29 protein-coding genes are annotated in these 26,341 nt (G+C 45.6%); 22 read left to right on the forward strand and 7 right to left on the reverse strand.

From position 1 onward, the window contains the following. The first annotated feature begins 71 nt into the window (after positions 1–71). From HU147_RS06705 to HU147_RS06720, 4 genes are all read left to right on the forward strand, one after another. Positions 72–857, forward strand: coding sequence for a transporter substrate-binding domain-containing protein (locus tag HU147_RS06705; protein WP_224075520.1), 786 nt, complete (start codon positions 72–74; stop codon positions 855–857). 166 nt (positions 858–1,023) lie between these two features. Beyond that, positions 1,024–1,668: an amino acid ABC transporter permease gene (locus HU147_RS06710; RefSeq protein ID WP_224075521.1), complete on the forward strand. Its 645-nt coding sequence runs from the start codon at positions 1,024–1,026 to the stop codon at positions 1,666–1,668. Beyond that, complete coding sequence (locus HU147_RS06715) at positions 1,665–2,393, forward strand: amino acid ABC transporter ATP-binding protein (RefSeq protein WP_317985496.1); 729 nt, start codon at positions 1,665–1,667, stop codon at positions 2,391–2,393. Before HU147_RS06710 ends, HU147_RS06715 begins: the two co-directional genes overlap by 4 nt. 179 nt (positions 2,394–2,572) lie before the next feature. Then, positions 2,573–3,382 (forward strand): transporter substrate-binding domain-containing protein, encoded by an 810-nt coding sequence (locus tag HU147_RS06720; protein ID WP_224075522.1) that lies wholly within the window; start codon positions 2,573–2,575, stop codon positions 3,380–3,382. Between the two features lie 172 nt (positions 3,383–3,554). Here the strand turns inward: HU147_RS06720 and HU147_RS06725 are convergent, their stop codons facing one another. Both HU147_RS06725 and HU147_RS06730 read right to left on the reverse strand, forming a co-directional pair. Next, positions 3,555–3,995 carry a peptidylprolyl isomerase gene (locus tag HU147_RS06725; RefSeq protein WP_224075523.1) on the reverse strand — a complete coding sequence of 147 codons (441 nt, stop codon included), beginning with the start codon at positions 3,993–3,995 and terminating at the stop codon, positions 3,555–3,557. A 76-nt stretch (positions 3,996–4,071) separates the two neighbouring features. After that, positions 4,072–4,863 (reverse strand): SDR family oxidoreductase, encoded by a 792-nt coding sequence (locus HU147_RS06730; protein WP_224075677.1) that lies wholly within the window; start codon positions 4,861–4,863, stop codon positions 4,072–4,074. A 183-nt stretch (positions 4,864–5,046) separates the two neighbouring features. On the opposite strand from HU147_RS06730, the gene HU147_RS06735 reads away from it, so the two are divergent. Next, on the forward strand, positions 5,047–6,033 hold the full coding sequence (locus HU147_RS06735; protein ID WP_224075524.1) for an NAD(P)/FAD-dependent oxidoreductase: 987 nt from the start codon (positions 5,047–5,049) through the stop codon (positions 6,031–6,033). Positions 6,034–6,072: 39 nt separating this feature from the next. On the opposite strand, the gene HU147_RS06740 is transcribed toward HU147_RS06735, so the two are convergent. Next, on the reverse strand, positions 6,073–7,572 hold the full coding sequence (locus HU147_RS06740) for a BCCT family transporter (RefSeq protein ID WP_224075525.1): 1,500 nt from the start codon (positions 7,570–7,572) through the stop codon (positions 6,073–6,075). Positions 7,573–7,794: 222 nt separating this feature from the next. Here HU147_RS06740 and HU147_RS06745 point away from each other — a divergent pair, with 222 nt between their 5' ends. Further along, positions 7,795–8,598, forward strand: a complete 804-nt coding sequence (locus tag HU147_RS06745; RefSeq protein ID WP_224075526.1) for a LysM peptidoglycan-binding and 3D domain-containing protein — start codon at positions 7,795–7,797, stop codon at positions 8,596–8,598. 570 nt (positions 8,599–9,168) lie between these two features. On the opposite strand, the gene HU147_RS06750 is transcribed toward HU147_RS06745, so the two are convergent. Beyond that, the gene (locus tag HU147_RS06750; RefSeq protein WP_224075527.1) at positions 9,169–9,789 is read right to left on the reverse strand and encodes a hypothetical protein; all 621 of its coding nucleotides are present in this window, start codon (positions 9,787–9,789) and stop codon (positions 9,169–9,171) included. 121 nt (positions 9,790–9,910) lie between these two features. On the opposite strand from HU147_RS06750, the gene HU147_RS06755 reads away from it, so the two are divergent. From HU147_RS06755 to HU147_RS06795, 9 genes are all read left to right on the forward strand, one after another. Further along, entirely contained in the window at positions 9,911–10,663 is a 753-nt protein-coding gene (locus HU147_RS06755) for a gluconate 2-dehydrogenase subunit 3 family protein (protein ID WP_036809585.1), read from the forward strand. A gap of 20 nt (positions 10,664–10,683) precedes the next feature. Next, a complete protein-coding gene (locus HU147_RS06760) occupies positions 10,684–12,396 on the forward strand; it encodes a GMC family oxidoreductase (RefSeq protein ID WP_224075528.1) in 1,713 nt (570 codons plus the stop codon). Between the two features lie 18 nt (positions 12,397–12,414). Further along, positions 12,415–12,621 carry a twin-arginine translocase TatA/TatE family subunit gene (gene tatA, locus HU147_RS06765; RefSeq protein ID WP_224075529.1) on the forward strand — a complete coding sequence of 69 codons (207 nt, stop codon included), beginning with the start codon at positions 12,415–12,417 and terminating at the stop codon, positions 12,619–12,621. 10 nt (positions 12,622–12,631) lie between these two features. Continuing rightward, positions 12,632–13,483: a twin-arginine translocase subunit TatC gene (tatC, locus tag HU147_RS06770; protein WP_224075530.1), complete on the forward strand. Its 852-nt coding sequence runs from the start codon at positions 12,632–12,634 to the stop codon at positions 13,481–13,483. Positions 13,484–13,655: 172 nt separating this feature from the next. Continuing rightward, positions 13,656–14,129: a GNAT family N-acetyltransferase gene (locus HU147_RS06775; protein ID WP_224075531.1), complete on the forward strand. Its 474-nt coding sequence runs from the start codon at positions 13,656–13,658 to the stop codon at positions 14,127–14,129. A gap of 74 nt (positions 14,130–14,203) precedes the next feature. Then, positions 14,204–14,764, forward strand: coding sequence for a GrpB family protein (locus tag HU147_RS06780; RefSeq protein WP_317985497.1), 561 nt, complete (start codon positions 14,204–14,206; stop codon positions 14,762–14,764). Next, positions 14,718–15,131, forward strand: a complete 414-nt coding sequence (locus tag HU147_RS06785; protein ID WP_224075532.1) for an NUDIX hydrolase — start codon at positions 14,718–14,720, stop codon at positions 15,129–15,131. Before HU147_RS06780 ends, HU147_RS06785 begins: the two co-directional genes overlap by 47 nt. 64 nt (positions 15,132–15,195) lie before the next feature. Continuing rightward, positions 15,196–15,363, forward strand: a complete 168-nt coding sequence (locus HU147_RS06790) for a hypothetical protein (RefSeq protein ID WP_224075533.1) — start codon at positions 15,196–15,198, stop codon at positions 15,361–15,363. A 67-nt stretch (positions 15,364–15,430) separates the two neighbouring features. Beyond that, a complete protein-coding gene (locus HU147_RS06795) occupies positions 15,431–16,387 on the forward strand; it encodes a magnesium transporter CorA family protein (RefSeq protein ID WP_224075534.1) in 957 nt (318 codons plus the stop codon). Positions 16,388–16,415: 28 nt separating this feature from the next. On the opposite strand, the gene HU147_RS06800 is transcribed toward HU147_RS06795, so the two are convergent. Further along, positions 16,416–16,730 (reverse strand): hypothetical protein, encoded by a 315-nt coding sequence (locus HU147_RS06800; protein WP_224075535.1) that lies wholly within the window; start codon positions 16,728–16,730, stop codon positions 16,416–16,418. A gap of 170 nt (positions 16,731–16,900) precedes the next feature. Between HU147_RS06800 and HU147_RS19390 the strand changes: the two genes are divergently transcribed. Further along, positions 16,901–17,035: a hypothetical protein gene (locus tag HU147_RS19390; protein WP_263427761.1), complete on the forward strand. Its 135-nt coding sequence runs from the start codon at positions 16,901–16,903 to the stop codon at positions 17,033–17,035. A gap of 96 nt (positions 17,036–17,131) precedes the next feature. Further along, on the forward strand, positions 17,132–18,766 hold the full coding sequence (abc-f, locus tag HU147_RS06805) for a ribosomal protection-like ABC-F family protein (RefSeq protein ID WP_224075536.1): 1,635 nt from the start codon (positions 17,132–17,134) through the stop codon (positions 18,764–18,766). 73 nt (positions 18,767–18,839) lie between these two features. Here abc-f and HU147_RS06810 read toward each other — a convergent pair whose 3' ends face one another. Next, entirely contained in the window at positions 18,840–19,172 is a 333-nt protein-coding gene (locus HU147_RS06810; RefSeq protein WP_224075537.1) for a winged helix-turn-helix transcriptional regulator, read from the reverse strand. 129 nt (positions 19,173–19,301) lie between these two features. On the opposite strand from HU147_RS06810, the gene HU147_RS06815 reads away from it, so the two are divergent. Further along, on the forward strand, positions 19,302–20,153 hold the full coding sequence (locus HU147_RS06815) for a VOC family protein (protein ID WP_224075538.1): 852 nt from the start codon (positions 19,302–19,304) through the stop codon (positions 20,151–20,153). 322 nt (positions 20,154–20,475) lie between these two features. On the opposite strand, the gene HU147_RS06820 is transcribed toward HU147_RS06815, so the two are convergent. After that, complete coding sequence (locus HU147_RS06820; RefSeq protein ID WP_224075539.1) at positions 20,476–20,760, reverse strand: hypothetical protein; 285 nt, start codon at positions 20,758–20,760, stop codon at positions 20,476–20,478. 128 nt (positions 20,761–20,888) lie between these two features. Here HU147_RS06820 and HU147_RS06825 point away from each other — a divergent pair, with 128 nt between their 5' ends. The 4 genes from HU147_RS06825 to HU147_RS06840 all read left to right on the forward strand — a co-directional run bounded on the left by HU147_RS06825 (position 20,889) and on the right by HU147_RS06840 (position 26,279). Continuing rightward, entirely contained in the window at positions 20,889–21,959 is a 1,071-nt protein-coding gene (locus tag HU147_RS06825) for an NAD(P)H-dependent flavin oxidoreductase (protein ID WP_224075540.1), read from the forward strand. A 173-nt stretch (positions 21,960–22,132) separates the two neighbouring features. Continuing rightward, entirely contained in the window at positions 22,133–23,815 is a 1,683-nt protein-coding gene (locus HU147_RS06830; RefSeq protein ID WP_224075541.1) for a hypothetical protein, read from the forward strand. A gap of 107 nt (positions 23,816–23,922) precedes the next feature. Further along, the gene (locus HU147_RS06835) at positions 23,923–25,056 is read left to right on the forward strand and encodes a CAP-associated domain-containing protein (protein WP_224075542.1); all 1,134 of its coding nucleotides are present in this window, start codon (positions 23,923–23,925) and stop codon (positions 25,054–25,056) included. Between the two features lie 143 nt (positions 25,057–25,199). Beyond that, complete coding sequence (locus tag HU147_RS06840; RefSeq protein WP_224075543.1) at positions 25,200–26,279, forward strand: AI-2E family transporter; 1,080 nt, start codon at positions 25,200–25,202, stop codon at positions 26,277–26,279. The last annotated feature ends 62 nt before the right edge of the window (positions 26,280–26,341 follow it).

Consider the following 26,341-nt stretch of genomic DNA (forward strand, 5'->3'; position numbering starts at 1 on the left):
GTTCTGAATCTTGAAAGTTTATGCTATATTAAGTAGTAGTATTTTATGAAAAGAAAAAAGGGGGCACCAAAATGAAGAAGTTTAGTCTTTTTTTAATTCTATTATCATTTATGCTGGTTTTAGCGGCTTGTGGATCGAATGATTCTGCTGATGATACGAGCGGTTCGGGCGGAGAAAGCGAAAACAAAACTTATAAAGTGGGCATTGATACAACATATCCTCCATTCGAATTTGAAGAAGGCGGAGAATACACAGGGATCGACATTGACATCATCAACGCCATTGCAGAAAGCCAAGGGTTTGAAATCGAGTTTAACCCAATGGATTTCAGTGGAATTATTCCAGCATTGCAAGCAGGCCAATTAGACGTTGCAATTGCCGGCATGAGTATTACGGATGACCGCAAAAAAGTCGTGGATTTCTCGGATCCTTACTTTGATGCCGGGTTGTCATTGGTAGTAGCAAAAGACAATACGGATATTACGTCACTGGAAGATTTGAATGGCAAAACAGTGGCTGTGAAGAGCGGAACGACCGGTTCTAAATTTGCGATGGACAACGAATCGAAATATGGCTATACAGTAGCACAATTCGAAGACAGCCCATCCATGTTCCAGGAAGTTTCAAACGGCAACGCGGATGTCCTGCTGGAAGATTATCCGGTCATCGCTTATGCAATTGCCCAAAGCGGATTGGAATTGAAAACAGTTGGCGATCGTTTGACTGGAGACCAATACGGAATTGCTGTGCTGAAAGGCGAAAATGCGGACCTGCTTGAAAAAATCAATACAGGTTTGAAAGAATTGCGTGACAGCGGGGAATACGATGAAATTCTCAACAAATATATTTCTGAATAAGGGTTAATCATGTGGCGCGCAGCAGCGCGCTGCATTTTTTTATCTTCTTTTATTGGCCATAAGGGGAAAGATGAAGCGGCTGTAAAAGGTTTGGATTGACTGGTTATCTGGAAACGCAAAAGCTTTTTGGATAGATGGTTTCTCTGTATGCAAAGGAGATGTGGAAATGGATACAGTAATTAATGCTTTGCCCTTTTTAATGGATGGATTAAAAGTTACACTTTATATTTTCTTTATTGCTATCATTATCGGTTTTATCATTGGGTTGATTGTTGCGCTGTTCCGGCTGGCGCCGATTAAAATTTTGAATTGGATCGCGAAGATTTTTGTGGACGCGATACGCGGGACGCCTTTTATCGTTCAGTTGTTCTTCATCTATTTTGGATTAAATTCACTGGGCTTCTTTTCACTGGATAATACAACAGCAGGGATTGTTACGGTTGCGATCAATGCGGGCGCTTATTTCTCGGAAATTATCCGGGCGGGTATCCAGTCGATCGATAAAGGCCAGACAGAGGCGGCGCGTTCGCTTGGCTTGAATGCTACACAGAACATGCGTTACATCATCTTGCCACAGGCTTTCCGCCGGATGTTGCCGACTATCACCAACCAAGCAATCATTTCGCTGAAAGATACGTCGTTGCTGTCAGTCATTGGAATTGCCGATTTGACCCAGGAAGGGCGTATCCAGGCGAGCCAAACCTTTGAAGCATTCACGATTTATTTGACGCTTGGCGTGATTTACTTCATTGTCATTTACTTGCTCTCCATGTTGGCGAGCTTCGTAGAAAGGAAGTTTGTATTGCGATGACTATGATTCGAGTAGAAAACTTAAAAAAATCATTCGGCCCAATCGAAGTCTTGAAAGATATGAGCACTGTGATCGAAGAAAAAGAAGTGGTTTGTGTCATCGGGCCCTCGGGTTCCGGGAAAAGCACCTTCCTTCGCTGCATGAATCGCCTTGAAGAAATTACAGATGGCCATGTGTATATTGAAGGGACGGATATCACCGATCCAAAAGTGGACATCAACAAAGTCCGCCAAGATGTCGGAATGGTGTTTCAGCAGTTCAATTTGTTCCCGCATAAAAGCGTTTTGGAAAACATCACATTGGCACCGATGAAATTAAAGAAAAGCGACAAAAAGGCCATTACCGAAAAAGCTTACGCGTTGCTGGACAAAGTCGGCTTGCGTGAAAAAGCGAATGCCTACCCCGGCGAATTGTCAGGCGGGCAGAAGCAGCGTGTCGCGATTGCGCGTGCACTGGCAATGGACCCGAAAATCATGCTGTTTGACGAACCGACGTCAGCGCTCGACCCAGAGATGGTCGGAGACGTGCTGGACGTTATGAAGCAGCTGGCGATTGAAGGGATGACAATGGTCATCGTAACGCATGAAATGGGCTTTGCCCGTGAAGTGGGTGACCGCGTCATGTTCATCGACGGCGGCTATATCGTGGAAGAAAACGTCCCAGCCGAGCTGTTTGGAAATCCTCAGCATGAACGGACGAAAGCTTTCTTGAGTAAAGTGCTTTAAACAAAGTAAAATCAAAAACAAAAGTAGGGTTAAAAACACGTCTTCCGGACGTGTTTTTAATTCGATTAATTTTCAGCTTAAGGATAAAATATTTAATAATTACCTCAAATTTATATTAATTTTCTGAAAAATGTGTTAAATTTGAGTTGTACATATAAATACGATAAGAGGTGGGAAAGGTGAAAAAGTACAGTTTCTTACTGCTTCTTTTGACACTGGTTCTTATCGTAGCAGCGTGCGTGCAGCAAGGCAGTGAATCTGGAGGAGAAGAAGGTGGCAGTGAAGGAGAAGCGAATGTTGAAAACGGCGCAGATGACGGAGTTTACACAGTGGGCATTGATACGACTTATCCACCTTTTGAATTTCAGGTTGGCGGGGAATATCAAGGGATTGACGTGGAACTAATCAAAGCGATTGCTGAAAATCAAGGGTTTGAAATTCAATTTCGGCCAATGGACTTTATCGGAATTATTCCTGCGCTCGAAGAAGGAGAGTTGGACCTGGCAATTGCTGGGATGAGCATTACGAAAGAGCGGCAAAAAGTGTTGGATTTCTCAGATCCGTATTTTGATGCAGGGTTGGCGCTGGTAACGACAAAAGACAATACGGAAATTGCGACTTTGGATGACCTGGATGGAAAAGTCATCGCGGTTAAGGGCGGAACTACCGGTTCAAAGTTTGTTGGTGAAAATCAAGAGAAATATGGCTACCGAATCGCGTATTTTGACGATAGCCCTTCTATGTTCCTGGATGTTGTAAGCGGATACTCCGAAGCTTTTGTAGAAGATTACCCGGTAATCGCTTATGCCATTACTTCACGAAATCTTGATTTTAAAGTGATTGAAGAGCGGTTGACAGGTGAGCAGTACGGCATTGCTGTTCTAAAGGGAGAGCATGGCGAACTGCTGCAGCAAATCAATGATGGGCTTCAGCAATTGAAGGACGATGGCACATATAAGGAAATTGTCGAGAAATACATCAAGAATTAATCAACCGGAAGTCTTTAAAAAACTGGTCTGGCTTTAAAAGCCAGACCAGTTTCCAGTGGAATGGAAGCTGCTTGGATTCAGGAGGAAATCGTATCTTTACAACTGCTGATCGTATTTTCAAAAATCAGCAAAAAACCGGTTCAGGCAATTGCCCGAACCGGTTTTTAAAATCTTATTCTTCGTCAAAAACGTGTACTTTTGTCATTTTGTCGCCGTTTTTCATCGCTTTAGCTGTTTCAAGACCTGAAGTTACTTGGCCGAAAACAGTGTGGACGCCGTCAAGATGCGGTTGTGGTTCATGAACGATAAAGAACTGGCTAGATCCAGTGTCTCTTCCGGCATGAGCCATTGAAAGACTGCCAGCTTGGTGTTTATGCGGGTTGCCATCAGTTTCGCATTTGATTGTTTTGCCGCTTCCGCCAGCACCAGTGCCAGTCGGGTCGCCGCCTTGAGATACGAAACCTGGAATTACGCGATGGAATGTTACATCGTTGTAGAAACCGGAGTTTGCAAGGTCCTCAAAGTTTTTTACAGTGTTTGGTGCTTCATTTGGGAAAAGTTCGAATTCGATGATTTCGCCGTTTTCCATGTGGATGTGTCCTTTTTTCGCCATTAATAACATCTCCTTTTCAAGTTGTACACTCATCAGTATATCGATTTTTTATGTAGCTGTATAATCATTTGGCATATTACAGCGCTTTTAACATTCCTCCGTCAATAACCAGCGACTGGCCGGTCATATAGGAATTGGCAGAAGAAGCGAGAAAAACGACGATTTTCGCAAATTCATCTGGTTTGCCGTAACGGCCGATCGGGATTTGGGCTTTCCTGCGCGCGACAATTTCTTCAATTGCCACGTTTTGATTGTCTGCGGAAATCTGGTCCAATTCTTCGACGCGGTCTGTCGCGATGCGGCCCGGACCAATCGTATTCACGAGGATATTGTCTTTCGCCACTTCGCGTGCCAAGGTTTTGGAAAAGCCGACCATGCCTGCCCGGAACGCATTCGACAGGATTAAGCCATCAATCACTTCTTTTGTGGAAGAGGAAGAAATGTTGATGATGCGCCCGAATTGCTGTTTTTTCATGTAAGGAAGAACGGCACGTGAAGTCCGCACATAGCTCAGCAAGTTTCGTTCAAAAGCGGCATACCAGTCGCTGTCGCCAACTTCATCAAAACCGCCTGCTTTTGGCCCGCCTGTATTGTTGATCAATACATCAACACGTCCGAACTTCTCGTCAGCAAATTGGAACAAGGAGGCAATGTCCTCTTCATTCTGCATATCGCAAACACGATAATGGATATTGTCATTGCCGGACTGCTGCTGAATTTCACTAGCCGTCTTTTGAAGCGCTTCTTCATTGCGGCTCGAAATGATGACAGTTGCCCCTTCTTTTGCAAACTCTTTTGCCGTCGCTTTGCCCAATCCTTTGCTGGAAGCCATGACAACAACTACTTTATCTTTAACGCCTAATTCCATCTCTTTCATCCTCTCTTTAATCATTCATTCAGTTACTAGTGTACTGAAAGAAATTAAAAAATGCATCGAAAATACAGAAAAGTCTAACTTTAATTTTATGCAAGTTCAATCATAAGTCTGATTGCGTGAATTAGGGGGAAATATGATAGGATATAGGTATTGATTAGATTAGGAGTGTTATATATGGAAGAGCGTGAAATTTTTGATATAACCATTATCGGCGGCGGTCCAACCGGCCTGTTTGCTTCTTTTTACGGCGGTATGCGCAAAATGAAAGTGAAAATTATCGACAGTTTGCCGCAGCTTGGCGGCCAATTGACAGAGCTGTATCCGGATAAATTCATTTACGATGTTGGCGGCTTCCAAAAAGTCCTGGCTAAAGATTTAGTGGATAACTTGGTAGTCCAGGCCAATTACGGCGATCCGGCGATTTGCCTGGAAGAGTCCGTAAAAGACATTGAACGCGATGGCGACCATTTCGAAATCCGGACGGATAAAGATGTCCATTACACGAAATCCATTTTGCTGACAGCGGGAGTCGGAGCTTTCCAGCCGCGTAAAATCGGTGTAGAAGGGGCAGAACCGTTCGAAGGCAAAACGCTCCATTACGGAGTGAAGGATTTGACTATGTTCCACGACAAGAAAGTGGTTGTTCTGGGCGGGGGAGATTCAGCGGTAGACTGGGCGATGATGCTTGAAAATGTCGCTTCACATGTGACTTTGAGCCACCGCCGCGAAAAAATGACGGCACACGAAGCGAATATCGATACGCTTCTGCAGTCTAAAGTAGAAGTGAAAAAGCCTTACGGCGTGAAAGAATTAGTTGGTGAAAATGGTGAGCTTCAAGAGCTGGTTTTGATCGATAAAGAAGGCAACGAAGAGCGCCTTGAAGTTGACCATGTCATTGTCAACTACGGAAACATCACGTCTCTTGGCCCGATTAAAGAATGGGGCTTGGAAATGGAGAAAAACTCAGTAGTGGTCAATTCGAAAATGGAAACGAATATTCCGGGAATCTATGCGGCAGGCGATATTGCCACATACGAAGGAAAAGTAAAACTGATTGCCGTCGGCTTTGGCGAAGCACCGACAGCGATCAATAACGCAAAAGCGTATCTTGATCCAAAATCAAAGATCCAGCCGCTGCACAGCACAAGCGTATTCAAATAAAAACAAACAAAAGGACCGGCTGCTGGCCGGTCCTTTTTATTATACTCTTTTTCGTTTTCTGACAAGCGGATCCTTCTGAATGGCTTTGAAAAACGATGCGCCCATCAGTAAAATGACGACCGAGAACGGCAATGCAGCGATAATCAAGGCATTTTGAAGGCCTTGTGTTCCGCCGGTGTACAGAACGATGGCTGCGACCGCTGCCTGGATAAAGCCCCAAGTGATTTTCACCAGGTTCGGGGGATTCAGCAAACCGCCTGTGGTCTGCATGCCCAATACAAATGTCGCTGAGTCAGCGGAAGTGATAAAGAAGATGGCAATGACGAACAAGGTGATGAAAGCCATTAAAGTGCCCAGCGGATAATGCTGCAGCATGCCGAATGTAGCTGTTTCAATGCTGTATGCAGAAATTTCGGCAATGCCGTTTTGTTCCAGGTTCAAGGCCGAAACTCCGAACACGGCGAAAAAGATGAAACAAACCAAGGAAGGTGCGAACAAGACACCAATCATAAACTCTTTAATTGTGCGTCCGCGCGAAATCCGGGCAATGAAAATCCCGACAAACGGTGCCCATGAAATCCACCATGCCCAGTAGAAAATCGTCCAGGCATTAACCCAGGATCTTCGTTCTGTATTCTGCGGCGCCAGATTAAAACTCATATTGAAGAAATTGGAGAGGTACCCTCCCACGGCGTCTGTAAAAGAGTTCAATATGTAAAGCGTCGGCCCTGCAAAAAGCATCATAATAAGCAATGCGACTGCCAGCACCATATTGATATTACTCAAGTATTTAATGCCTCTGCCAATGCCTGACCAAGCCGATCCGATGTATAAAATAGTCGAAACGCCGAGAATTAGCAGCTGGAATGTGAATGTGTTCGGCGTACCGAACAGGAAAGACAATCCTTCATTTAATTGGGCGGTCCCAAAACCCAGCGTTGAAGCAACGCCCACAATGGTAGCGAACACAGCGAGAATATCTATTAATTTTCCTGCGATTCCCGACATGGCCTTTTGGCCGAATAATGGAACGAGCGTGGCACTGATCAAGCCAGGTGCGCCGTTATGGAATTTGAAGTAGGCAAGCACAAGTGCCACGATGCCATAAACGGCCCATGCGTGAAGGCCCCAGTGGAAAAAGGAAAACTGCAAAGCTTCGGAAACCGCTTCCGGCGAGCCGAGTTCAGATCGCGGTGCACTTGTGAAAGCGTGGGAAATCGGTTCTGCCGTTGTCCAGAAAACCAATCCCATCCCCATGCCTGCACTAAACAGCATGGCAAACCAGGAAGGCAAAGAGAACTCGGGCTCTTCATCCGGTTTTCCTAATTTGATATTTGCATACTTGGAAAAAATCATATAAATGCAGAATGCTAAGATGATAAATACTGTCACCAAATAGTACCACCCGAAAGTATCTGATATTGCAGCGGTCAGCTTTCCGGTAGATTCATTGAACCCTGTAGGAGAGAAGAGCCCCCATCCCACCATGCCTATACAAAGAAATAACGAAATCCAAAAAACCAGTGTAACTTTTTTCATATCTTCCCTCTTTTCTATAAATCTACTTAACAAAAAAATTTTCCCTATTTCCCCACCATTAAACCTATTTAATTCAAAAAAAGGATTCAGTTTAATTACAAATTGTAATATGTTTCGGTTTAGCGTAATACAATTGTTATTTTCTATCTGTCGTTTTGACATCGGAATGAAATGTGTAGGTGGTATGATGCTCATTGTTAGTGAAAAGGAGGAATTTCATTCATGAAAAAGCATATCGTTACACTAACTGCAATCGCAGCACTTAGTGTAGGAGTAGCAAGCCAAGCTAGCGCCGAATCATATACAGTACAACCAGGTGATACACTATGGAGCATTTCGCAGGCAAACAACGTTTCTGTTGAACAAGTAAAAGGACAGAACGACTTATCATCGAACTTAATTTTCCCGCAACAACAACTTGAAATCGGCTCAGAACAAGCTGCAGCAGTTTCAGAGGAGAAAGCTACATATACAGTAGCAAGCGGAGACACATTATTTAAAATCGCGCAAGCACATAACTTGTCATTGGATACATTGATGAGCTGGAACGGCATCACAGGCCACTGGATTTTCCCTGGAGACAAATTAGTTGTTAAAGGCGGATCGCCAATTTCAGTTCCTAAAGCACCAAAAGAAGAAGCACCGGCACAAGCACCAGCTAAAGCACCGGCACAAGCTTCAGTCAAAGCTCCTGCAAAAGCAGCAGCACCAGCTAAAGCAGCATCTGCTCAATCAGGCAAAGAAATGACTGTCTCAGCTACAGCTTACACAGCATTTTGTGCAGGATGTTCAGGCGTAACAGCAACTGGCCAAGATTTGCGTTCTAACCCGAATCAGAAAGTCATCGCAGTAGACCCGACAGTTATTCCATTAGGCTCAAAAGTATGGGTTGAAGGCTACGGCACTGCAATCGCTGGCGATACAGGCGGCGCAATCAAAGGAAACAAAATTGACGTCTTCATCCCGTCACAGGGCGCAGCTCTTGACTGGGGACGCAAAACAATCAACATCAAAATTTTAGACTAATAAAAACATGCTACAAAGCCGAGGTGTCCATTCCCTTGGCCTTTTTTTATGGGGAAAAATAAAGAGGCAATCCATTTAGGATTGCCTCTCAGCCTGTAGACAAAGTATAAATGAAATGAATAGAAATGTATGAAACCAACCGGACCGCCCACTTCGCTTTCCGTGGGCTCAGCTTCAGCCTCCTCGCTGCTTCGCATCTGCGGGGTCTTCAGCTTTCGCTGTCCCACAGGAGTCTCCATGGCCGAACCGGTTGGGGCATCTCTCTTTGATTGGAGAGAGATGCTCATCCGATTGAAGCTGAAACAGACAGCTCAAGAAGAAAAGTGACACCTCTTCATAGCCTTCATGTTCAGGATCCGGAGTGAAAGCCGGCGACTCCAGCGGGATAGCGAAGTGCCGAAATCCACTCGGGACGCACGTTCCGAGTTAGTTCGGCGCAAGCCCGCGGAACGCGTCCGGCTGAAACGGAGGATCCGGGATGCCCGGTTGCATGTTCATTCATTTCTCATGTGTAAAAATTCTTTTGTCTACAAGCTAAGAGGCAATCCATTTAGGATTGCCTCTTTTTTGTTATTTAAGGGTTTTTACAGTAATTAAAGGATGAATGGAATTGTCTTTCAGCCCGAAGCGGATAATGTTTTCTTTTCCTTTTTTGTAATTTGGATCCGTAATTTCAGGATACAGATTCGTCAATACCGTAGCGGAAGAACCGTGGACTTTCACTTCGTCATTTTCAAAAGGAATGGTTTTGTTATGGACGGCCTGTTCCAAGCCGATTTCATCTTTCAGCTTTTTCTGGAATTTATTGAGGTAGGCCTGATTAAAGCATTCCACCAGAAAAATCACCAAAAAGATAAAAAGGAGTGCAAAGACCAAGGCAATCCAATCGCTTTGGAAAAAATAAAGCGCGACTGCAGGAGCCAGGATAAGCAGAAACAAAAACATGAGATTTGCTATTCTGTAAAAATATACCTGCTGTTCTGCCTTTTCGATTTCCAGTGAATACTTCTGTTTGACGCCCTGCAGGTCCAAAATTTGATAGCGTTCCAAATCTTCCTCAAGCTGCGGGTCAAAAACGCGGGTTAATGCGACATCGCGTGTATCGGTATCCACGTTGTAGCGAAGGTCCAAAGCAGGGTCTTTCCAGTTTAAATATTTCGGTACATCTTTTAAAGATACTTTTAAGTCCATCGCTCTCATCCTCTCATAGAATAATATTATTTAGGTTATCGCGTGTAAAAATCAAAATGGTAGGGTATAATATTCAAATATTCTCACTATTCTTTTTTAATCATATAAGGAGGCAGGCGGAATGTCAAAAAAAGAAAAGAATTTTTCTAGGCGAGACTTTTTGAAGACTTCGGGGGTAGCTGCCGGCGCATTGGTCGGCGGTGGGATTATCGGAGGATTAATTGCCTCCAATACCGGCAACGAGACTGCTTCTCCTGGCACAGCGCCGGCAACACATGGGGAAACTGGATCAGCTGGCGGCGTCAGAGGCCTGATGTTTTTCAAAAACGATGCGGAATTCCAAATTTTATCGCAGGCTACAGAACGAATTTTCCCGGAAGATGATTTGGGGCCTGGTGCCATCGGTTTAGGAGTGCCTTATTTTATTGACCAGCAGCTGGCCGGCGCATACGGAGAAAACTCCAAAGAATACATGCAAGGGCCTTTCTTTGAAGGGGAAACCACACAAGGGTATCAAAGCCGTTTAAAAAGAAATGAAATGTTCCGCCAAGGGCTTCAAATTATGCAGCAGGAAGCGCAAAAACGCTTTAAAGCCAACTTTGCTGATCTTGAAGGCGGCCAGATGGACGAAATCCTGACGGCCTTCCAGGAAGACCAAATCCAGATGCAAGGGGTTTCTTCTTTATTCTTTTTCCGCTTGCTGCGCTCGGCTACTCTAGAAGGGGCTTACGCAGATCCGATTTACGGCGGAAACCAAAACATGGATGGCTGGAAGATGAAAGGGTTCCCTGGGCATCAGGCGGCTTATATCAGCCAAATCGACAACGAAGAATTCCAGGAAATTGATCCGAAATCTCTTGGCACGGGTCATTAATAGAAAGAGGGGGAGTCTTGATGGTCACAACTTTGGATAAAGTGGATGTAGTAACGGTAGGCGTAGGCTGGACAGGCGGCATCATTGCAGCGGAATGTGCAAAAGAAGGGCTGAAAGTGGTCGGGCTGGAACGCGGCCGTGAGCGGGGCACTTCAGATTTCGCCATCGTGCATGATGAATACCGCTATGCCATACGCTACGAATTGATGCAGGATTTATCGCGGGAGACGGTGTCGTTCCGAAACAACCGCAAACAGCGGGCTCTGCCGATGCGCCAAATGGGTTCATTTCTTCTGGGGGAAGGGCTGGGCGGCTCCGGCACCCACTGGAACGGCCAGAACTGGCGATTCCTGCCTTACGACTTTGAAATAAAGACCATGACCGATCAAAAATACGGAGCCAACAAACTGCCTGCTGAGTACACGATTCAAGATTGGGGAATCACTTACGATGAATTGGAGCCGTATTTTGACCGTTTTGAAAAAACAGCGGGCATTTCCGGTGAAGATACCAATCCATTCTGGGGGAAACGGTCAGCTGAATATGCAACGCCGCCGATGAAAAAAACACCGATTCTGCAAAAATTCGAAACGGCTTCCAAAAATCTGGGCTACTCGCCGTTTATGATGCCTTCTGCCAATTTATCGGAAGCATATGAAAATCCGGACGGCGCCAAGATTAATGCCTGCCAATACTGTGGGTTCTGTGAACGCTTCGGCTGTGAATACGGAGCAAAAAGTTCTCCGGAAATCACGGTAGTCCCGACAGCTAAAAATACCGGCAATTACGAAATTAAATTCAATGCCAATGTAGTGGAAGTCATGAAGCAAGGAGACAAGGTCACCGGGGTTCGCTATTTTGACACGGTCTCGTTTGAAGAATTCATCCAGCCGGCAGAAGTCGTTGTGCTGACCAGTTACATGATGAATAATGCCAAGCTGCTGATGGTATCAAAAATCGGCGAACAGTATGACCCTGAGACAGGAAGAGGAACCCTGGGGCGCAATTATGCTTACCAGATATTGCCGGGTGCATCCGGTTTCTTTGACGAGAAAATGAATGTCTTTATGGGAGCAGGGGCGCTTGGGATGACAGTGGACGATTTCAACGGCGACAATTTTGACCACGGAGACCTGGACTTTATCCATGGTGCCAGTCTGTCGATCACCCAAACCGGAAACCGGCCGATCCAAACCAATCCGGTGCCGCCGGATACACCGTCATGGGGAGCAGATTTCAAAAAGGCGTCTATTGAAAACTATCCTCGAACGCTGAACATCGGCGGTCAGGGAGCTTCCATGCCGCACCGCGAAAATTATATGGCACTCGATGGCACGTATAAGGATATCTACGGCGTCCCGTTGCTGCAGCTGACATATAATTTCACCGATCAGGACCGGGCCCTGCATGCCTACCTTACTGAAAAAGCTGCGGGTATTATGCAGGAAATGGGCGCAAAAACGGTGGTCGGCGGCAGCCCGATTTCCGATTACGATATTGTTCCTTATCAAACTACACATAATACGGGCGGTACTGTCATGGGCTCAGACCCGGCTATCAGTGTAGTGAACAATTATCTACAGCATTGGGATGCTGAAAATTTATTTGTTGTGGGAGCCGGGAATTTTGCGCATAACGGAGGCTATAACCCGACTGGAACCGTAGGGGCACTTGCTTATCGCTGTGCGGAAGGCATTATCAACTACAGCAAAAACGGCGGATCACTTGTTTAAGGAAGGAGGAAAACAGCTATGGGAGGATTAGCATCAATTGGTGTACCGGGATTAATCATTATTCTGGTTATTGTCCTTATTATATTCGGACCGAAAAAATTGCCGGAAATTGGCGGGGCCGTCGGCAAGACTTTTTCAGAATTCAAGCGTTCAACAAAAGGTTTGATGGATGACGACGAAGACGAAACGGTTGAAAAGCATGAAAAAAAATCCGATAAAATATGAAGGTGGTTAAATGGATCCGTATGGAGAACGCAAACTAATTAGCCCGCTTCACAAAAAAGCGGTTCAGCCAGAACAGCCTGCGAAAACCATTCCGGAAGAGCCGCCGGAACCAGTGAAGCCGGAGCCGCCGAAAATGGAGGAGCCGCCGGAATCAGCAGAAAGTTTAGTGGACCATTTGGGGGAATTGAGAAAGCAATTGATCAAAAGTGCTTTTGTCTTCATCTTCTTCTTGCTGGTGGTTTTTTCAACCTTGAACTTTTGGTTCCCGCATGTTGTCAAAGGCCATGACTTGGTCATACTCGGACCGCTTGAAGTGATCAAGTTTTATACCTCGATTTCGGTTACATTGGCGCTTGGTTTGTCCTTGCCGTTTCTTTGCTATTTTTTATGGCAATTTGTAAAGCCAGGATTGCTGGAGCCGGAAGCCAAATTCATTGGCTTGTACTCGCCGGCCATGCTGCTGTTGTTCATTCTCGGCATTTCATTTGGTTACTTTATTGTCAATCCGCTGAGTTTTCAATTTCTCATTGGCCTTGGAGAAGCCAACTTTGCAGTCATGATTTCAGCGAGTGAATATGTCCATTTTCTAATTATGACGACGATACCGCTCGGATTACTGTTTGAATTGCCGATTGTAGCCATGTTTTTATCTTCAATCGGTTTATTGACCTCTTCTTCTATGAAAAACGTCCGGAAGTGGTCTTATTTAGTGATTGCAGTGGTGTCGGCGCTGATTACACCGCCGGATTTCATTAGCCAGTTAATCGTCTTAATTCCTATGGCCATTTTGTATGAAGCCAGTATTTATATCGTCAGAAAAATGGAGGCCAAAAAAGCCAATATCGAATCTTCTGCAGTCTAGGAAGAAAAACAGGAACTGTACTTCGGTACAGTTTTTGTTATATTAAAATATTGGAAAATTCCGATATTTAATGGCATTCCTTTTCAAACTCCGATACACTGAAGAGGCAAGGGATTATGCAGACCGACAAGCAGACTAACAGAAAAAGAAACCCATGAGGAGGAGGAGCTGTATGACGATAAACTTAAAAGTGATTGAAGATCTAAACTCGGTAGATGTTTCAAAATTAGTGGAAGAAAGTGAAGCAGAAGGTTACCGTTTCCTCAGACGGCTGGTGACTCAATACGAAGACGGTACAAACACGTTCAACCAGCCGGGGGAAGTACTTTACGGAGTTTGGGATCAGCAAGGTCATCTGGTAGCCATCGGCGGGTTAAACCGCGATCCTTATTCAAGCAAACAAGGCGTTGGAAGGCTTCGCCGCTTTTACATTTCACCTAATGCCAGAAGGCAGGGAATCGGGACAAAGCTTCTGAAAGAAATTATTGATTTTGGACGAAACCATTTCAAGGAAATTGTCGTTCGGACGGATTCGTCTACTGCTGATGCTTTTTACAGAGCGAACGGTTTTTCTGCAGATTTGGGATTGCCGGAAGCAACCCACGGATTGACATTGGACAACGGAGTAAAAGAAACGGCACAATAATTAAGGAAATCATTTAATAATGAATGGCGGCTTGCTTTTGCAGGCCGTTTTTTGACGGGAAAAGCGAGGAGGTGTTGATTCTGAGGAAAGTAGAAGTGTCCGAATACAATCCGGAATGGCGCCGGCTTTTTGAAGAGGCGGCAGCGGAATTGAAAAAAGTATTGGGGGAAGAGTGCTTAACCATTCACCATTTCGGCAGTACTTCGGTGGAAGGAATGGCAGCCAAACCGATAATCGATTTGATGCCGGTAGTACGAAAAATTGAAGCCGTGGATCGGTTTAATGGCGAGATGCAGGCTCTCGGATATCAACCGAAAGGGGAAAACGGCTTGCCGGGAAGGCGGTACTTCCAAAAAGGCGGAGATGAACGCAGCCATCATGTACATATTTACGAAAGCGGAAATCCTGAAATAAAGCGCCATTTGGCTTTCCGTGATTATTTGAAGAAACATCCCAAAGAAGCAGAAAGATATGGTACGTTAAAAAAGAAGCTGGCAGAAGTGCATCCATGGGATATTGAAAAATATATTCAAGGAAAAGAGCAGATGGCGGCGGCTATTGAAAAGCAGGCAATGGAGGAGATCTATAATGGACATGTCCGACTGGAAAGGTGCAGCGGGTGTTTGCATCAATGAAAAAAACGAAGTGCTGCTGGTGCTGCAAGGGCCTCCGGAAGAAGAGAAAAAATGGGCTGTCCCGGCAGGCGGCGTTGAACAAGGCGAAAGCTTGCAGGAATGCATCGAACGGGAATTTTTTGAAGAAACGGGACTCACGGTAAAAGTATTGAATGAATTGAAAGTCCGAAGCGGCGAGTATGAAAATGCGGCTGTGTCTTTTGACGTCCATTATTTTGAAGTAGAAGTGACGGGCGGTGAGATTACCGTTCAAGAAGGCGACGAATGGATAGCGGAAGTGGCTTGGAAACCGATTGAGGAACTTTCGGAGCTGGCCATGGCTTATCCGGATGATATTGAATTGATTGAATCGTTAATTCGAAATTAAGAAGGCTTAATAATTTTTTAAAAAGGGTATATATTGATAAGACTTTTTTCGAGGAGGAACGGTGATGAAAAAGGATAAGCAAGACCACGAAGGTGAAGAGCTGATTCCGGAAGTCGAGCCGCGCCGAGACATGCCTGATAAAAAGGAATTTGATCCAATGCCGGACCGGGATTTGGAGTACGAAGAAAATTCAAATGAAAAATACAGAGACCATCCACCTACAGACAAATGAGGCAAGCCGCTTGCGGCTTGTTTTTTGAATGAACAGATAAAGTTGTTTTTGAAAAAGGGGGATCTGAATGCCGCGTTATTCGTTTAAAGAGGCCATTTGGCAAGAAGAAGGGGACGTTCGGGACCAGGATTTTCTCAAGTTTTTGCCCGACAATCAAAAAATGCATTCCTGGATCCGGGAGTCACGCGACGTCAGCGTAAATATTCTGCATGCGGATACTTCCGAACAAGGAAACGAAGCGATTTGGGGTTCGCTTATTTACCGGCAAAACCCTAAAAAGAAAGATGATTTGAATGTCTTTCATTTTTATTTGTCGAGAGAGATTTTGGTGACGAATGAACTGAACTTCGATGTTGATGAAGACCTGGATAAACAGTCGATTCTTAAGCAAATGAAAGAGAAAGAATCCACGATTGAACTGATGATGATCCTGTTAGGCGATATGATCAGTTCCATCCTTCACCAGATTGATGAATTTGAAGAACAGCTTCGAAATTTACTGTGGGAAATAAGAGAAAAAAACGGCAAAAAGACTTTAGACAAAATTGAAGTCGTGCGCCATGAAATTTTACTGTGGAAAAATCTGGTGATGGGGTTCCTGGAGATTAAAATGGCGATTTCTGAAACCTTCGGCCAAGATGCAGAAAGCGGAAAAGAATACATCCGCACTTCAACGCGCATCGACCGGTGCATCATGCTGGTGCGGTCGTATAAAGATGAAATCAACAATATGGTGGACATGGAAAATGTTGTGGCCAATTACCGCGGAAACGAAATCATGAAGACTTTGACCGTCTTGACAACACTGTTTACTCCAGTGATGGCTTTTGGCGCCTTATGGGGAATGAACTTTAAAAATATGCCGGAATTGGATTGGTCTTATGGGTATCTGGGTTCTTTGATCCTGATTACGGCTTCCACGGTTTTCCTTTATTTCTATTTGAAACACCGAGGCTGGACGGGAGATATCTTAAAAACAGCCTTGAGTAAAGATCCGAAAACGAAAAAAGAACAAAGGAGCTAGCCCGTGTTTTAGGGCTGCTCCTTTTGTTTTAATAATGGAATTTATCTTTTTCAAGTTCATCCAGGAGGTCGGTATAGCGCTGAAGATCCTGGTCTCCATGTTTTTGAATGTAGGAAGTGATCATGTCTTTTAATTCTTTGCGCTGCCGCTCCACGCTGACCAATTTTTCTTTCATCGATTGGCGTCTCCATAGCTCAGCGTCTTTTACGTCTTCCATTTTTTCAAGCATGTCAATTTCGGCCAGCAAAACAAGCGCCGCATTTTTCTTTTCCTCGTACTTCTTCAGGGACTTTTCAATCTTTTTCGTGTCGTTGTCAAAAGCCATGTTCGAGTATATAGACAAAATGCCCACCCACCTTTCATAGATACTTGGCGTTGTTTAACCATTTCCCTAATTTCCTTAAATATAAGCGTGTGTATTATTTTTATTATAGATGAGAATATTCTGAATTTCAATTGACGTTTTTTGTTGTTTCCAGTAAGATAAAGGAAATGATAAAGGAGGTGGGTAGAATGAATCAAACTGGTAAGCGCATGACAGAATGTCAGGAATATCTTTACATTCTTCATGGCGTTACTTTCACAAAATCCATGCACGGGACAAATCTGTCCTTTTTTAGACAATCGCATGAAGTGAAAAACCAGTGAGAGACATCTGCCTACAAACAGATTTACGTAAAGGCATGCGTCTGCGCATGCCTTTTTTGTATTGCACGCGTCTCTTCTAACGAAAGGGAGAGAACCATGATTATTAGCCAATTCCAGCACATTATGTGCCATTTTGCCAACCAGAAATTATTCAATCACATTAAAGGGGAAATTGCCGAAGACCAGCGCATCGGGCTAGTCGGCAGAAACGGGGAAGGAAAGACGACTTTGCTGAATGTCCTGGCTGGGAACCTGCAGCCGACTGAAGGCGCTGTTACTTGGAAAAAAGGCTGTGCCATCGGCTTGTTGCAGCAATCACCTGACGAGAATGGTGAACAGACGGTCCATTGCCTGCTGCGAGCAGTTTTTTCAGAGTTGCTTGCGCTTCAGCGGCAGCTCGAAGAAATGGAACAGCAAATGGGAAGTGCAGCTCCGGAAACCATAGAACGGCTGCTGCAGCGCTACGGTGTGCTGCAGGATGATTTTATTCAGCGGGGCGGCTACGATATTGAAGTGAAGATCGATCAGATTCTGAATGGTTTGAAAATCAAATCCTTAAAAGACGAACGATGGGGGCATCTAAGCGGAGGCGAACGCACAAAAGTCGGATTGGCCAAACTGCTGTTGCAGGAGCCGGATTTGCTGCTGCTCGATGAGCCGACCAACCACTTGGACTTAGAAGCCATTGAATGGCTTGGTTCGTTTATCAGCCATTATAAAGGGACAATTGTGCTGGTTTCGCATGACCGCTATTTCCTGGATGAAACCGTCACGCAGATTTGGGAGTTGGATCAAGGCGATTTGATTCAGTATATCGGCAATTACTCGGCCTATGTAAAAGAACGCGAAGCCCGTCTGCTGATCGAGTTCCAGCAGTATCAGGACCAGCAAAAGAAAATCAAAAAAATGAAAGAAACCATCAAACGGCTGAAAGAGTGGGCAAACCGGGCGAATCCGCCGAATGCGGGCATGCACCGCCAGGCGAAAAGCATTGAGAAGGCTTTGGCACGGATTGAATTGCTCGACCGCCCCGTCCTTTCCAAAAAACAAATGGCGCTCGATTTCCAGATGGAGGACCGCAGCGGAAAAGATGTAGTCCGAATGGAAGGAGTTTGGAAAGGCTACGGAGAACGGATCTTGTTCCACGAATTGGATTTGCATGTCCGTTTCCGGGAGCGTGTTGCCATTGTCGGTTCCAATGGTACAGGAAAGACCACACTTTTAAATTTAATCATGAAGACGGACGTGCCGGATGCTGGGGAAATAAAGCTGGGCAATGGATTGTCTATCGGTTATTTGTCCCAGCACACCTTGGAAATGGACAACAACCGGACTGTTCTGGATGAATTCCGGGATGTCGTGCCTGTCTCGGAATACGAAGCCCGTCCGTTGCTGGCAAAATTCCTTTTTTTCGGCAATATGGTGTTTCAGCCGGTGCGCCAGCTTAGCGGAGGAGAGCGAATGCGCCTCCGGCTTGCCCAATTGATGCACATGAACCACAATTTGCTGATTTTGGACGAACCGACCAACCATTTGGATTTAGAAGCCAAAGAAGTGATGGAAGAAGCGCTCGCCAACTTTCCGGGCACCATTATTTCAGTTTCACATGACCGCTATTTTCTCGACAAGCTGTTTCCGGTAACCTACTGGCTGCACAATCAAGCGATTGAGCGTTTTGAAGGGAATTATTCATTCGCTAAAGAAAAAAAGCAAGCCATCGGTGCCGTTTGACGGAGAATGTGAAAGCGGCAACTTATCACAAGACAAAAATAAAACAGCTTATCCGACAAGGGGATAAGCTGTTTTATTTCGTTTCGACCGTTTCAATCGGTTCTATCCAAACTTGCGACCAGTTTTGGATTTCATCCATTACCGGCTTTAATGAAAAACCTTTTTCGGTCAACTCGTATTCAATCCGGACAGGCGTTTCGGGATAGACGGTGCGCGTAACGAGACCCTGTGCTTCCAGATTTTTTAATCGTTCTGACAAGAGACGGCCGCTGATGCCGATGACTTCAGTTAAATGGCTAAAACGTTGAGGTCCAGATAAAAGCTGATAAATGATCAACCCGGTCCAACGCTGGCTGAGAAGCGAAATTGCACTTTCAAAACGGGGACAAATGACGGATGTGTCCATTCTTATCACTCCTTTTTTATATAATAGCACAAAACCAGTGTGGAATAAAAGAATAAGGTTACTTGACATATATAACTTCCTTTAATATAATTGGTTACATAAAGTAACTAAAGAAAAGAGGCCATCAAAATGAATTTTCATACAAAACCGGTCACATACGTAGGCGAAGTTGGGTTAAAGGTATTGGATTTAAAAGAAATGACGCGTTTCTATAAAGAAGTAATTGGATTTGAAGTATTGAAAGAAACGGAAAGTGCAACGGTTTTAGGGGCAGGCGGCCAAGCTTTGCTGAAGCTGGAAGCTGTCGAAGGCTTAGCGCTGAAGCAAGATCGCTACGCAGGGCTTTACCATTTCGCAATCCTATTGCCAGACCGAAAAGAGTTGGCGAAAATACTTATCCATCTTCACAATTCAGGAATCCGTTTAGGTTCTTCCGATCATCTAGTCAGTGAAGCGTTGTACTTGAGCGACCCGGAAGGCAATGGCATTGAAATCTACCGGGACCGGGAGCCGGAGGAGTGGAACTGGAACGGCGGCCAAGTAGATATGGCAGTTGATCCAATCGATGCGCAAGGGCTTGTCCAAACTGCCCAGGAAGCCGGAGAAGTTTGGCAAGGCATGCCTGCAGGCACGGTTATGGGACATATTCACCTTCATGTTTCAAACTTGCAGGAAGCCCAAAAATTTTACGTCGATGGGCTGGGATTTGAAATCGTCACTTCCATGGGCGGCCAGGCACTGTTTCTTGCCGACCAGAAATACCATCACCATATCGGCTTGAACGTCTGGAACGGAATCGGCATACCGGCCTTACCGGAAAAAGAGGCTGGTTTGAATTACTATACACTTGTTTTGGAAGATGAAGAAAAACGCAGCCGTTTGGCGGAACACCTTCAAACCATGGACGTAGAAATTACAGAACACGAAAACTACTTGGAAACAACCGACCCATCCGGAAACCACATCCGCTTGACGGTTTAACAAAGAAAAGTGGAAGCGCCTGTCCAGCCCCGACAAGCGCTGGAGGATTTGAAAGCCATGGCGCTTCTTAGCCATGGATTCACAGCCGAAGCGACCTCGAGGGGCTAGGCGCTGCAGCTGGACAAAGAAGAAAAGCGGAAGCGGCCGTTAAGGTTCGACGGGCATAAGACAGAGCGGCGAAGCGGCGTTCTGTGCCGCACAGCCGAAATGGCTTATGACCCGAGGACCTGGCCGCTACAGCTGGACAAGAAAAGCGGAGGCGCCTGTCCAGCCCCGACAAGCACTGGATCCTTAAAGCATTTTTAAATACGAAAAGCCGGCTCTAATTTGAGCCGGCTTTTTCCGTGGATGGAGAAGTTCGTTCGCAACTGGCATCCAGATTATAAAATTGATTTTCCTGGCTGGGCGTTGCCTTACTGGCTGGAACAGCTGTGGTGCTGAACGCAGCTATTTCTTCTGCCGGGTGGTTTTGCCGTGTTTCCATATATGCATACAATCTTTCCTGGCTTTTCAATTCTTCCAACGGATCACCAGAATAAGACAAAAGGATTAAACCGAATGCTCCTACAATTAAAGTGATGCCCAAAAGCGAAAGGAATCCCTTCATAAAATAAACCCCGCCTTTTTGTTTTGCTTAAGAGTTAGAACGCATCGGAAATCAGAAAGTTCCCTCTTGCCGAAAATGGCTGTTATGCAATACTAGAAGAAAGAATATGGGATTAGGGAGGAATGCAGATGATTTCACTGAAAACGGAGCTTTGCGGGCTTTTCGGTATGGAGTATCCAATAATTCAAGCGGGCATGGCAGGAGGTCCAACCACACCGGAATTGGTGAGTGCAGTTAGTGAAGCAGGGGGGCTTGGCACCTTAGGAGCTGCTTATCTGGCGCCGGATGCCATGAGAAATGCAATTACGGAAATTCAGTCGCGCACGGAAAAACCTTTCGCAGTCAATATCTTTGCTTCTCACGAAAAAGACGATTTTAGCCGTTTGGAAGAAGTGCAAAAAACTTTAGCCCCTTTCCATTCCGAATTGAAGATTGAAAAGTTGCAGTCTTCCTATGCGTCACCGGATTGGAGCGCAGAGCAATTCGAAATTTGCATCGAAAAAGAAGTGCCCATTATCAGCACGGCATTCGGCTGTTTGTCGAAACGCCAGATGGACATTGCTAAGGCGCGGCGCGTAAAAACCGTTGTCATGGTTACCACGGTAAAAGAGGCGCAGCAAGCTGAACAGGCAGGAGCGGATGCGGTCGTGGCACAGGGAAGCGAAGCCGGCGGACACCGCAGCACGTTTTCGCTTGAGCGCCATCCGCAGGGAGCGTTAATTGGTACCATGTCATTGGTCCCCCAAATTGCAGATGCCGTTGCCGTTCCGGTCATTGCAGCCGGCGGCATTGCAGATGGCCGCGGGCTGGTTTCGTCGCTGGCCTTGGGGGCGCAGGCGGTACAACTGGGCACCCGCTTTCTGACAGCACATGAAGCCGGGACACACGCTGTATATAAACAAGCCATCTTTGACAGTGATGAAGAAAGCACGGTCATCACAAAAGTATTTTCCGGCCGGCCGGCAAGGGGCATTAAAAACCGTTTTATCGAAGAATTTGAAAAAGGGGGAATCGCGCCGCTTCCTTTTCCTTCACAAAACACAATCACGAAGGACTTACGGGCTGCGGCTGGCCGAAACAACGATTCGGCGTTTATGTCGTTATGGGCAGGCCAGTCGACCCGGATGCTGACAGAAGAGCAGGGAGCGGCAGATATTATTGAGGCCATTATGGAACAGGCACAGAAAATCCTTCGCTGAACCAGCAGACTTCCATTACGATGAAACGAATTTCATTTAAGCGGTTTCCTTTCAGGAAGCCGCTTTTTTACGGGCTGCTGCGGCTGGAAAAGTTTCTTTAGTGAAACTTATAAGGGGCCAATCCGTATAGATAACTAGTGGAAATCCAATCAGAATTTAAAGGGGAATTTAGTGTGGGAAGTATATTGTTATTTGCAGCTATTGCATCTCTTGTGGCTGCCGTAATTATTGTGCCGCTGGCAGGAAACGGGAAAAGAGCCGGGAACTCTCATCAGTCAATTGTTATTCCCGGCCTGGTTTTTGTTTTTATTGTCGGAATTTTATTGATTGCAGGCTATTATTATTTTACAAATGCAGACCGGACTTTGATGTCACTTTGGCCAATCGTGCTTATTGCGACGGTGCTTGGAGCCTTGTTCTCAAGTGGAACGGAGCAAAAGGTGAAGTCGGTGCTGGCAATCGGAGCTTTGGCGCTTGCCGCCTATATTTTGTCGGCGCCGTTGTTTAACGCAACGGAAAAATACGAAGCAGTGCAAATGGAAGAGCAAGAAGAAATTGAAGCATTTGATGAAACGCAGACTCCGGCCAGTGTGCCGCCGAAATTTGCGCGCAATAAAATGAAAAAAGCATTCGGCCAAGTGCCGGATACGAGCTATTACGAACTCGGAAGCTTGCAGATCCAAAAAGTCGGCGGGGAATATGTCTACATTGCCCCTGTGGAATTTTCCGGATTTTTCAAATGGTGGAACGGGGATTCGACTCCGGGCTACTTCACGATGAGCGCGACCGACGCTTCGGCAAATCCGAAGTTTGTGAAAGCGGAGATGGTGTATACGCCGTCTTCTTATTTTAATAAAAACATCGAGCGCCATATGCGCCTTGAAAATCCGGAAGCGATTTTTTATGGCGACTCGCAGCTGGAAATTGACGATGATGGAAAACCGTTTTATATCCGTTCATACGGCGATTTTATTTCTGCCCGCAACGGGTTTGCGGTTAAAGGCATTGTAACTGTCGATCCAGCTACCGGCAAAACGGAAACTTATTCACTTAAGGAAGTTCCGGCGTTTATCGACGGCGCGGTTTCTCCGGAGTCGGTCAGCCTGGAAAATAGCTACTACGGGAATTACATCCATGGGTTCTGGAACAGCAAATTCGGCAAGAAAGATGTGAAACTGCCATCGGATGAAGGAACCGAAGCAAATGTCAGCCCTGTTTTCGATGCAGAAGGGGACATGTACTATTTCACTGATTTTACCAGCCCGAAAGAAGGCGTCGATTCGATGCTCGGCTATTCCTTGACGAATGCGCGTACGGGGGAATCCACGTATTTCACCGGAAATATGGAAGATTCCTATATGGACTCCCAAGGGAATTTACAGATTATTGAGAAGCAATTCATCGAAAAACAATGGTCGGGGGAAATGCCGGTGCTTTACAATTTTTATGAAGAAGCCAGTTGGCTGACGCCGGTGCTCGATTCGAACGGCTTTTTGCAGAATTACTTTATCGTCTCGGCCGCCAATCCGGAAATTTCCGTTTTTGCCGGAACGCCGAATGAAGCCCTTCAGCTGTATAAAACGGCCCTTCAGCGCGGAGGCAGTACAGTGGACGGCAGTTCGGATGCAGAAGAAGCCTCAGCTTCCGGCGTTGTAGAACGGGTCTTCAAGGAAAAGACAGGAGACTTTACGGTCGTCTCTTTCCTGATGGAAGACGGAACAAATTTTATCGTCTCTTCTGAGAATGTTCCATTCGCGATTTACTTAAAAGAAACCGATCGGGTACAAGTCACCTACCTGCAAACGGGTGATTTGTTCCTGCCGGTAAAAGCAATGGCCATTGAAGGAATCGAATAAACCAATGGAATCCTTCTGCCTTATGGACAGAAGGATTTTTTCTTTCCGATAGAGAAGCTTATACTTTATAGAATCCCGTTTTCCAATTAAACTGGAGGGAAGAGGTGATGCACGTGCGAAAAGTTTTTTGGATCATCCTGCTGCTTGTGCTGATTTATTTCGCACGGCCACTGTGGGAAGAGAAGGCAAGTGAATACGTGGACCTGGGCTTCTTGGACAAGTTTGATGCGACGGTTGAACAAGTCGCAAACAGTCCAACAGTATCGGAAGCTTTGGAGCAAGCCAAGCAATTCACAGGCGAAATAGGCGGACAGCTGCAGTCTTTTGTCAGTGAAAGTTCTGCAGAAATGCCGGATGCTGTCGAGAAACCGGATTTGGCTGAAACCGAGTCGCTGTTTGCTGTCCATAATGTCACGCTCGGCATGGCGAAAGAAGAAGCCCAGGCAAAAGTCGGCTTGCCTCTTCGCTTAATGCGGAACGAATATGGAGCCGATTGGCATAGCTACCATCAAAACTATCAGAACTATGTGTTATTGTCGTATGACCAGAATGGCAAGGTCAATGGCATGTTTACCAATCAGGACTTGATTTCCTCGACAAAAGGGCTATCGATGGATTCCAACAAAGCAGAAGTCCGGGCAGCGCTCGGCATTCCGCTGAAGAGCCTGCAAAAAGGGAATGTGCAATACATTTTGGATACTCGTGAAGAATACGATGTGTTTAAAATAGATTCGATATACGTGACGGTATTTTATGATATTCATGAACAAGACACAGTAACGGCTCTACAAGTTGTTACGGAAGACTTGGAAAAACAGCGGGAGAAAATTTATGCCGCCCCCGATGCTGAATTGAAAGAAGGCTTTGAATTTCTGTTGTTTGAACTGACGAACTCAGCGCGCATCCAGCGGGACCTTCCGCTGTTGAAGTGGGATGAAGCAGCCCGCGCTACAGCCCGCAAACACAGTGAGGATATGGCGGAAAACCGGTATTTCAGCCATACCAACCTGGCGGGGAAATCACCTTTTGACCGCATGAAAGATGACGGCATTACGTTCTTCGTAGCCGGTGAAAACCTGGCGTATGGCCAATACAGCAGCATTTTTGCCCATGAAGGTTTGATGAATTCAATGGGGCATCGCGAAAATATTGTAAAACCGGATTTTGGCTATCTTGGAATTGGGGCAGCCTTCAACTCGGACAATCAGCCTTATTTCACCGCCAATTTCTTCAATCGATAAGGTTCAAGGCATCAGCAACGATTTTGCTGGTGCTTTTTGTATGAACAGGTCCACGGGTGAAAAAACTTCCTGTCTGCAGATAAATTTAAGGCTCATTTTCGTGATAAACTGGGTATACACAGAAAAGAAAGGAAGTGGGCTATTTGACAAACAAACTTTGGTTCCAAACGGGTGTCGGTATTATATTGGCTTTAGTCATCATCCGTCTATTCATAGAAGTCCAAGCCATATTCGACCCGTTATTCATCATTGCGCAAACTATTTTTGTGCCATTGCTGCTTGGCGGCGTGTTATTTTATCTCAGCCGGCCGCTTCTCCGGTTTTTGCAGAAGAAGCAATTTCCGAAATGGTCAATCGTTGTTATTATTCTGGTACTGATTATTTTGGTCTTTTACCTATTTTATGCAATGATTGGACCGATTGTAACGAAACAGGTCAATTCATTGGTGAACAATGCACCGGCCATCATTGACGACGTCGAACAATACAGCCAGTACGTATTCGATCAGCGTGAACGGCTGCCGGCTTCGATTGAAGAACAGATCAATCAGATGTCAGGGCAATTGGGCGACTGGGCCAGCAATATCGGCTCATGGGTTTTGACCTTCCTGGGAAGTTTCATTTCAGGAGTCGTTTCGCTCGTCCTTGTACCGTTTTTCTTGATCTATCTTTTGCTGGACCACGAAAAGTTCGCGCCGTTTGTGGCCGGTTTCTTTAAAGGGGAACGCAGAACGTGGATCCGCAAAACTTTGAGCGACGTTGATCATACCTTGCAGTCCTACATCCAGGGCCAGTTGTTTGTCAGCTTCCTGGTCGGGGTGATGTTGTTGATCGGCTATTTGATCATCGACCTCGATTATGCTTTGCTGCTTGCGTTGATCGGAATGGTGACCAACGTCATTCCATTCCTCGGGCCATATATCGCAGTCATTCCGGCAATAATCATTGCCGTAGTCCAAGACCCGATCATGGCGGTCTATGTAGCGATCATCATGCTTATCGCCCAGCAGATTGAAAGCAATCTGATTACGCCGAACGTCATGGGCAATGCGCTTGATGTCCATCCGTTGACTGTCATTACGCTTATTTTGGCAGCTGGGAATATAGCCGGGTTATGGGGAATCATTCTCGCTATCCCTGTTTATGCGGTAATCAAGACGATTGCTAAAAACGTCTATGCCCGCAGACAGCAAATTCGCGAAACCGCTACAAAAGAAGTGTAATTTTAACCTCCGCAAATTGGATTTGCGGAGGTTAATTTTTTGCAAACAAATCCGATGTGTAT

This window comes from Planococcus chinensis, assembly GCF_020071995.1.
GTDB lineage: Bacteria > Bacillota > Bacilli > Bacillales_A > Planococcaceae > Planococcus > Planococcus chinensis_A.

Bases quoted from the DNA above. Each gene is read 5' to 3' on its own strand.
- HU147_RS06705 (WP_224075520.1), top strand. From the start codon at position 72: ATGAAGAAGTTTAGTCTTTTTTTAATTCTATTATCATTTATGCTGGTT.
- HU147_RS06710 (WP_224075521.1), top strand. From the start codon at position 1,024: ATGGATACAGTAATTAATGCTTTGCCCTTTTTAATGGATGGATTAAAA.
- HU147_RS06715 (WP_317985496.1), top strand. From the start codon at position 1,665: ATGACTATGATTCGAGTAGAAAACTTAAAAAAATCATTCGGCCCAATC.
- HU147_RS06725 (WP_224075523.1), bottom strand. From the start codon at position 3,995: ATGGCGAAAAAAGGACACATCCACATGGAAAACGGCGAAATCATCGAA.
- HU147_RS06730 (WP_224075677.1), bottom strand. From the start codon at position 4,863: ATGGAATTAGGCGTTAAAGATAAAGTAGTTGTTGTCATGGCTTCCAGC.
- HU147_RS06735 (WP_224075524.1), top strand. From the start codon at position 5,047: ATGGAAGAGCGTGAAATTTTTGATATAACCATTATCGGCGGCGGTCCA.
- HU147_RS06740 (WP_224075525.1), bottom strand. From the start codon at position 7,572: ATGAAAAAAGTTACACTGGTTTTTTGGATTTCGTTATTTCTTTGTATA.
- HU147_RS06745 (WP_224075526.1), top strand. From the start codon at position 7,795: ATGAAAAAGCATATCGTTACACTAACTGCAATCGCAGCACTTAGTGTA.
- HU147_RS06750 (WP_224075527.1), bottom strand. From the start codon at position 9,789: ATGGACTTAAAAGTATCTTTAAAAGATGTACCGAAATATTTAAACTGG.
- HU147_RS06755 (WP_036809585.1), top strand. From the start codon at position 9,911: ATGTCAAAAAAAGAAAAGAATTTTTCTAGGCGAGACTTTTTGAAGACT.
- HU147_RS06760 (WP_224075528.1), top strand. From the start codon at position 10,684: ATGGTCACAACTTTGGATAAAGTGGATGTAGTAACGGTAGGCGTAGGC.
- tatA (WP_224075529.1), top strand. From the start codon at position 12,415: ATGGGAGGATTAGCATCAATTGGTGTACCGGGATTAATCATTATTCTG.
- tatC (WP_224075530.1), top strand. From the start codon at position 12,632: ATGGATCCGTATGGAGAACGCAAACTAATTAGCCCGCTTCACAAAAAA.
- HU147_RS06775 (WP_224075531.1), top strand. From the start codon at position 13,656: ATGACGATAAACTTAAAAGTGATTGAAGATCTAAACTCGGTAGATGTT.
- HU147_RS06785 (WP_224075532.1), top strand. From the start codon at position 14,718: ATGGACATGTCCGACTGGAAAGGTGCAGCGGGTGTTTGCATCAATGAA.
- HU147_RS06790 (WP_224075533.1), top strand. From the start codon at position 15,196: ATGAAAAAGGATAAGCAAGACCACGAAGGTGAAGAGCTGATTCCGGAA.
- HU147_RS06795 (WP_224075534.1), top strand. From the start codon at position 15,431: ATGCCGCGTTATTCGTTTAAAGAGGCCATTTGGCAAGAAGAAGGGGAC.
- HU147_RS19390 (WP_263427761.1), top strand. From the start codon at position 16,901: ATGAATCAAACTGGTAAGCGCATGACAGAATGTCAGGAATATCTTTAC.
- abc-f (WP_224075536.1), top strand. From the start codon at position 17,132: ATGATTATTAGCCAATTCCAGCACATTATGTGCCATTTTGCCAACCAG.
- HU147_RS06810 (WP_224075537.1), bottom strand. From the start codon at position 19,172: ATGGACACATCCGTCATTTGTCCCCGTTTTGAAAGTGCAATTTCGCTT.
- HU147_RS06815 (WP_224075538.1), top strand. From the start codon at position 19,302: ATGAATTTTCATACAAAACCGGTCACATACGTAGGCGAAGTTGGGTTA.
- HU147_RS06820 (WP_224075539.1), bottom strand. From the start codon at position 20,760: ATGAAGGGATTCCTTTCGCTTTTGGGCATCACTTTAATTGTAGGAGCA.
- HU147_RS06825 (WP_224075540.1), top strand. From the start codon at position 20,889: ATGATTTCACTGAAAACGGAGCTTTGCGGGCTTTTCGGTATGGAGTAT.
- HU147_RS06835 (WP_224075542.1), top strand. From the start codon at position 23,923: ATGCACGTGCGAAAAGTTTTTTGGATCATCCTGCTGCTTGTGCTGATT.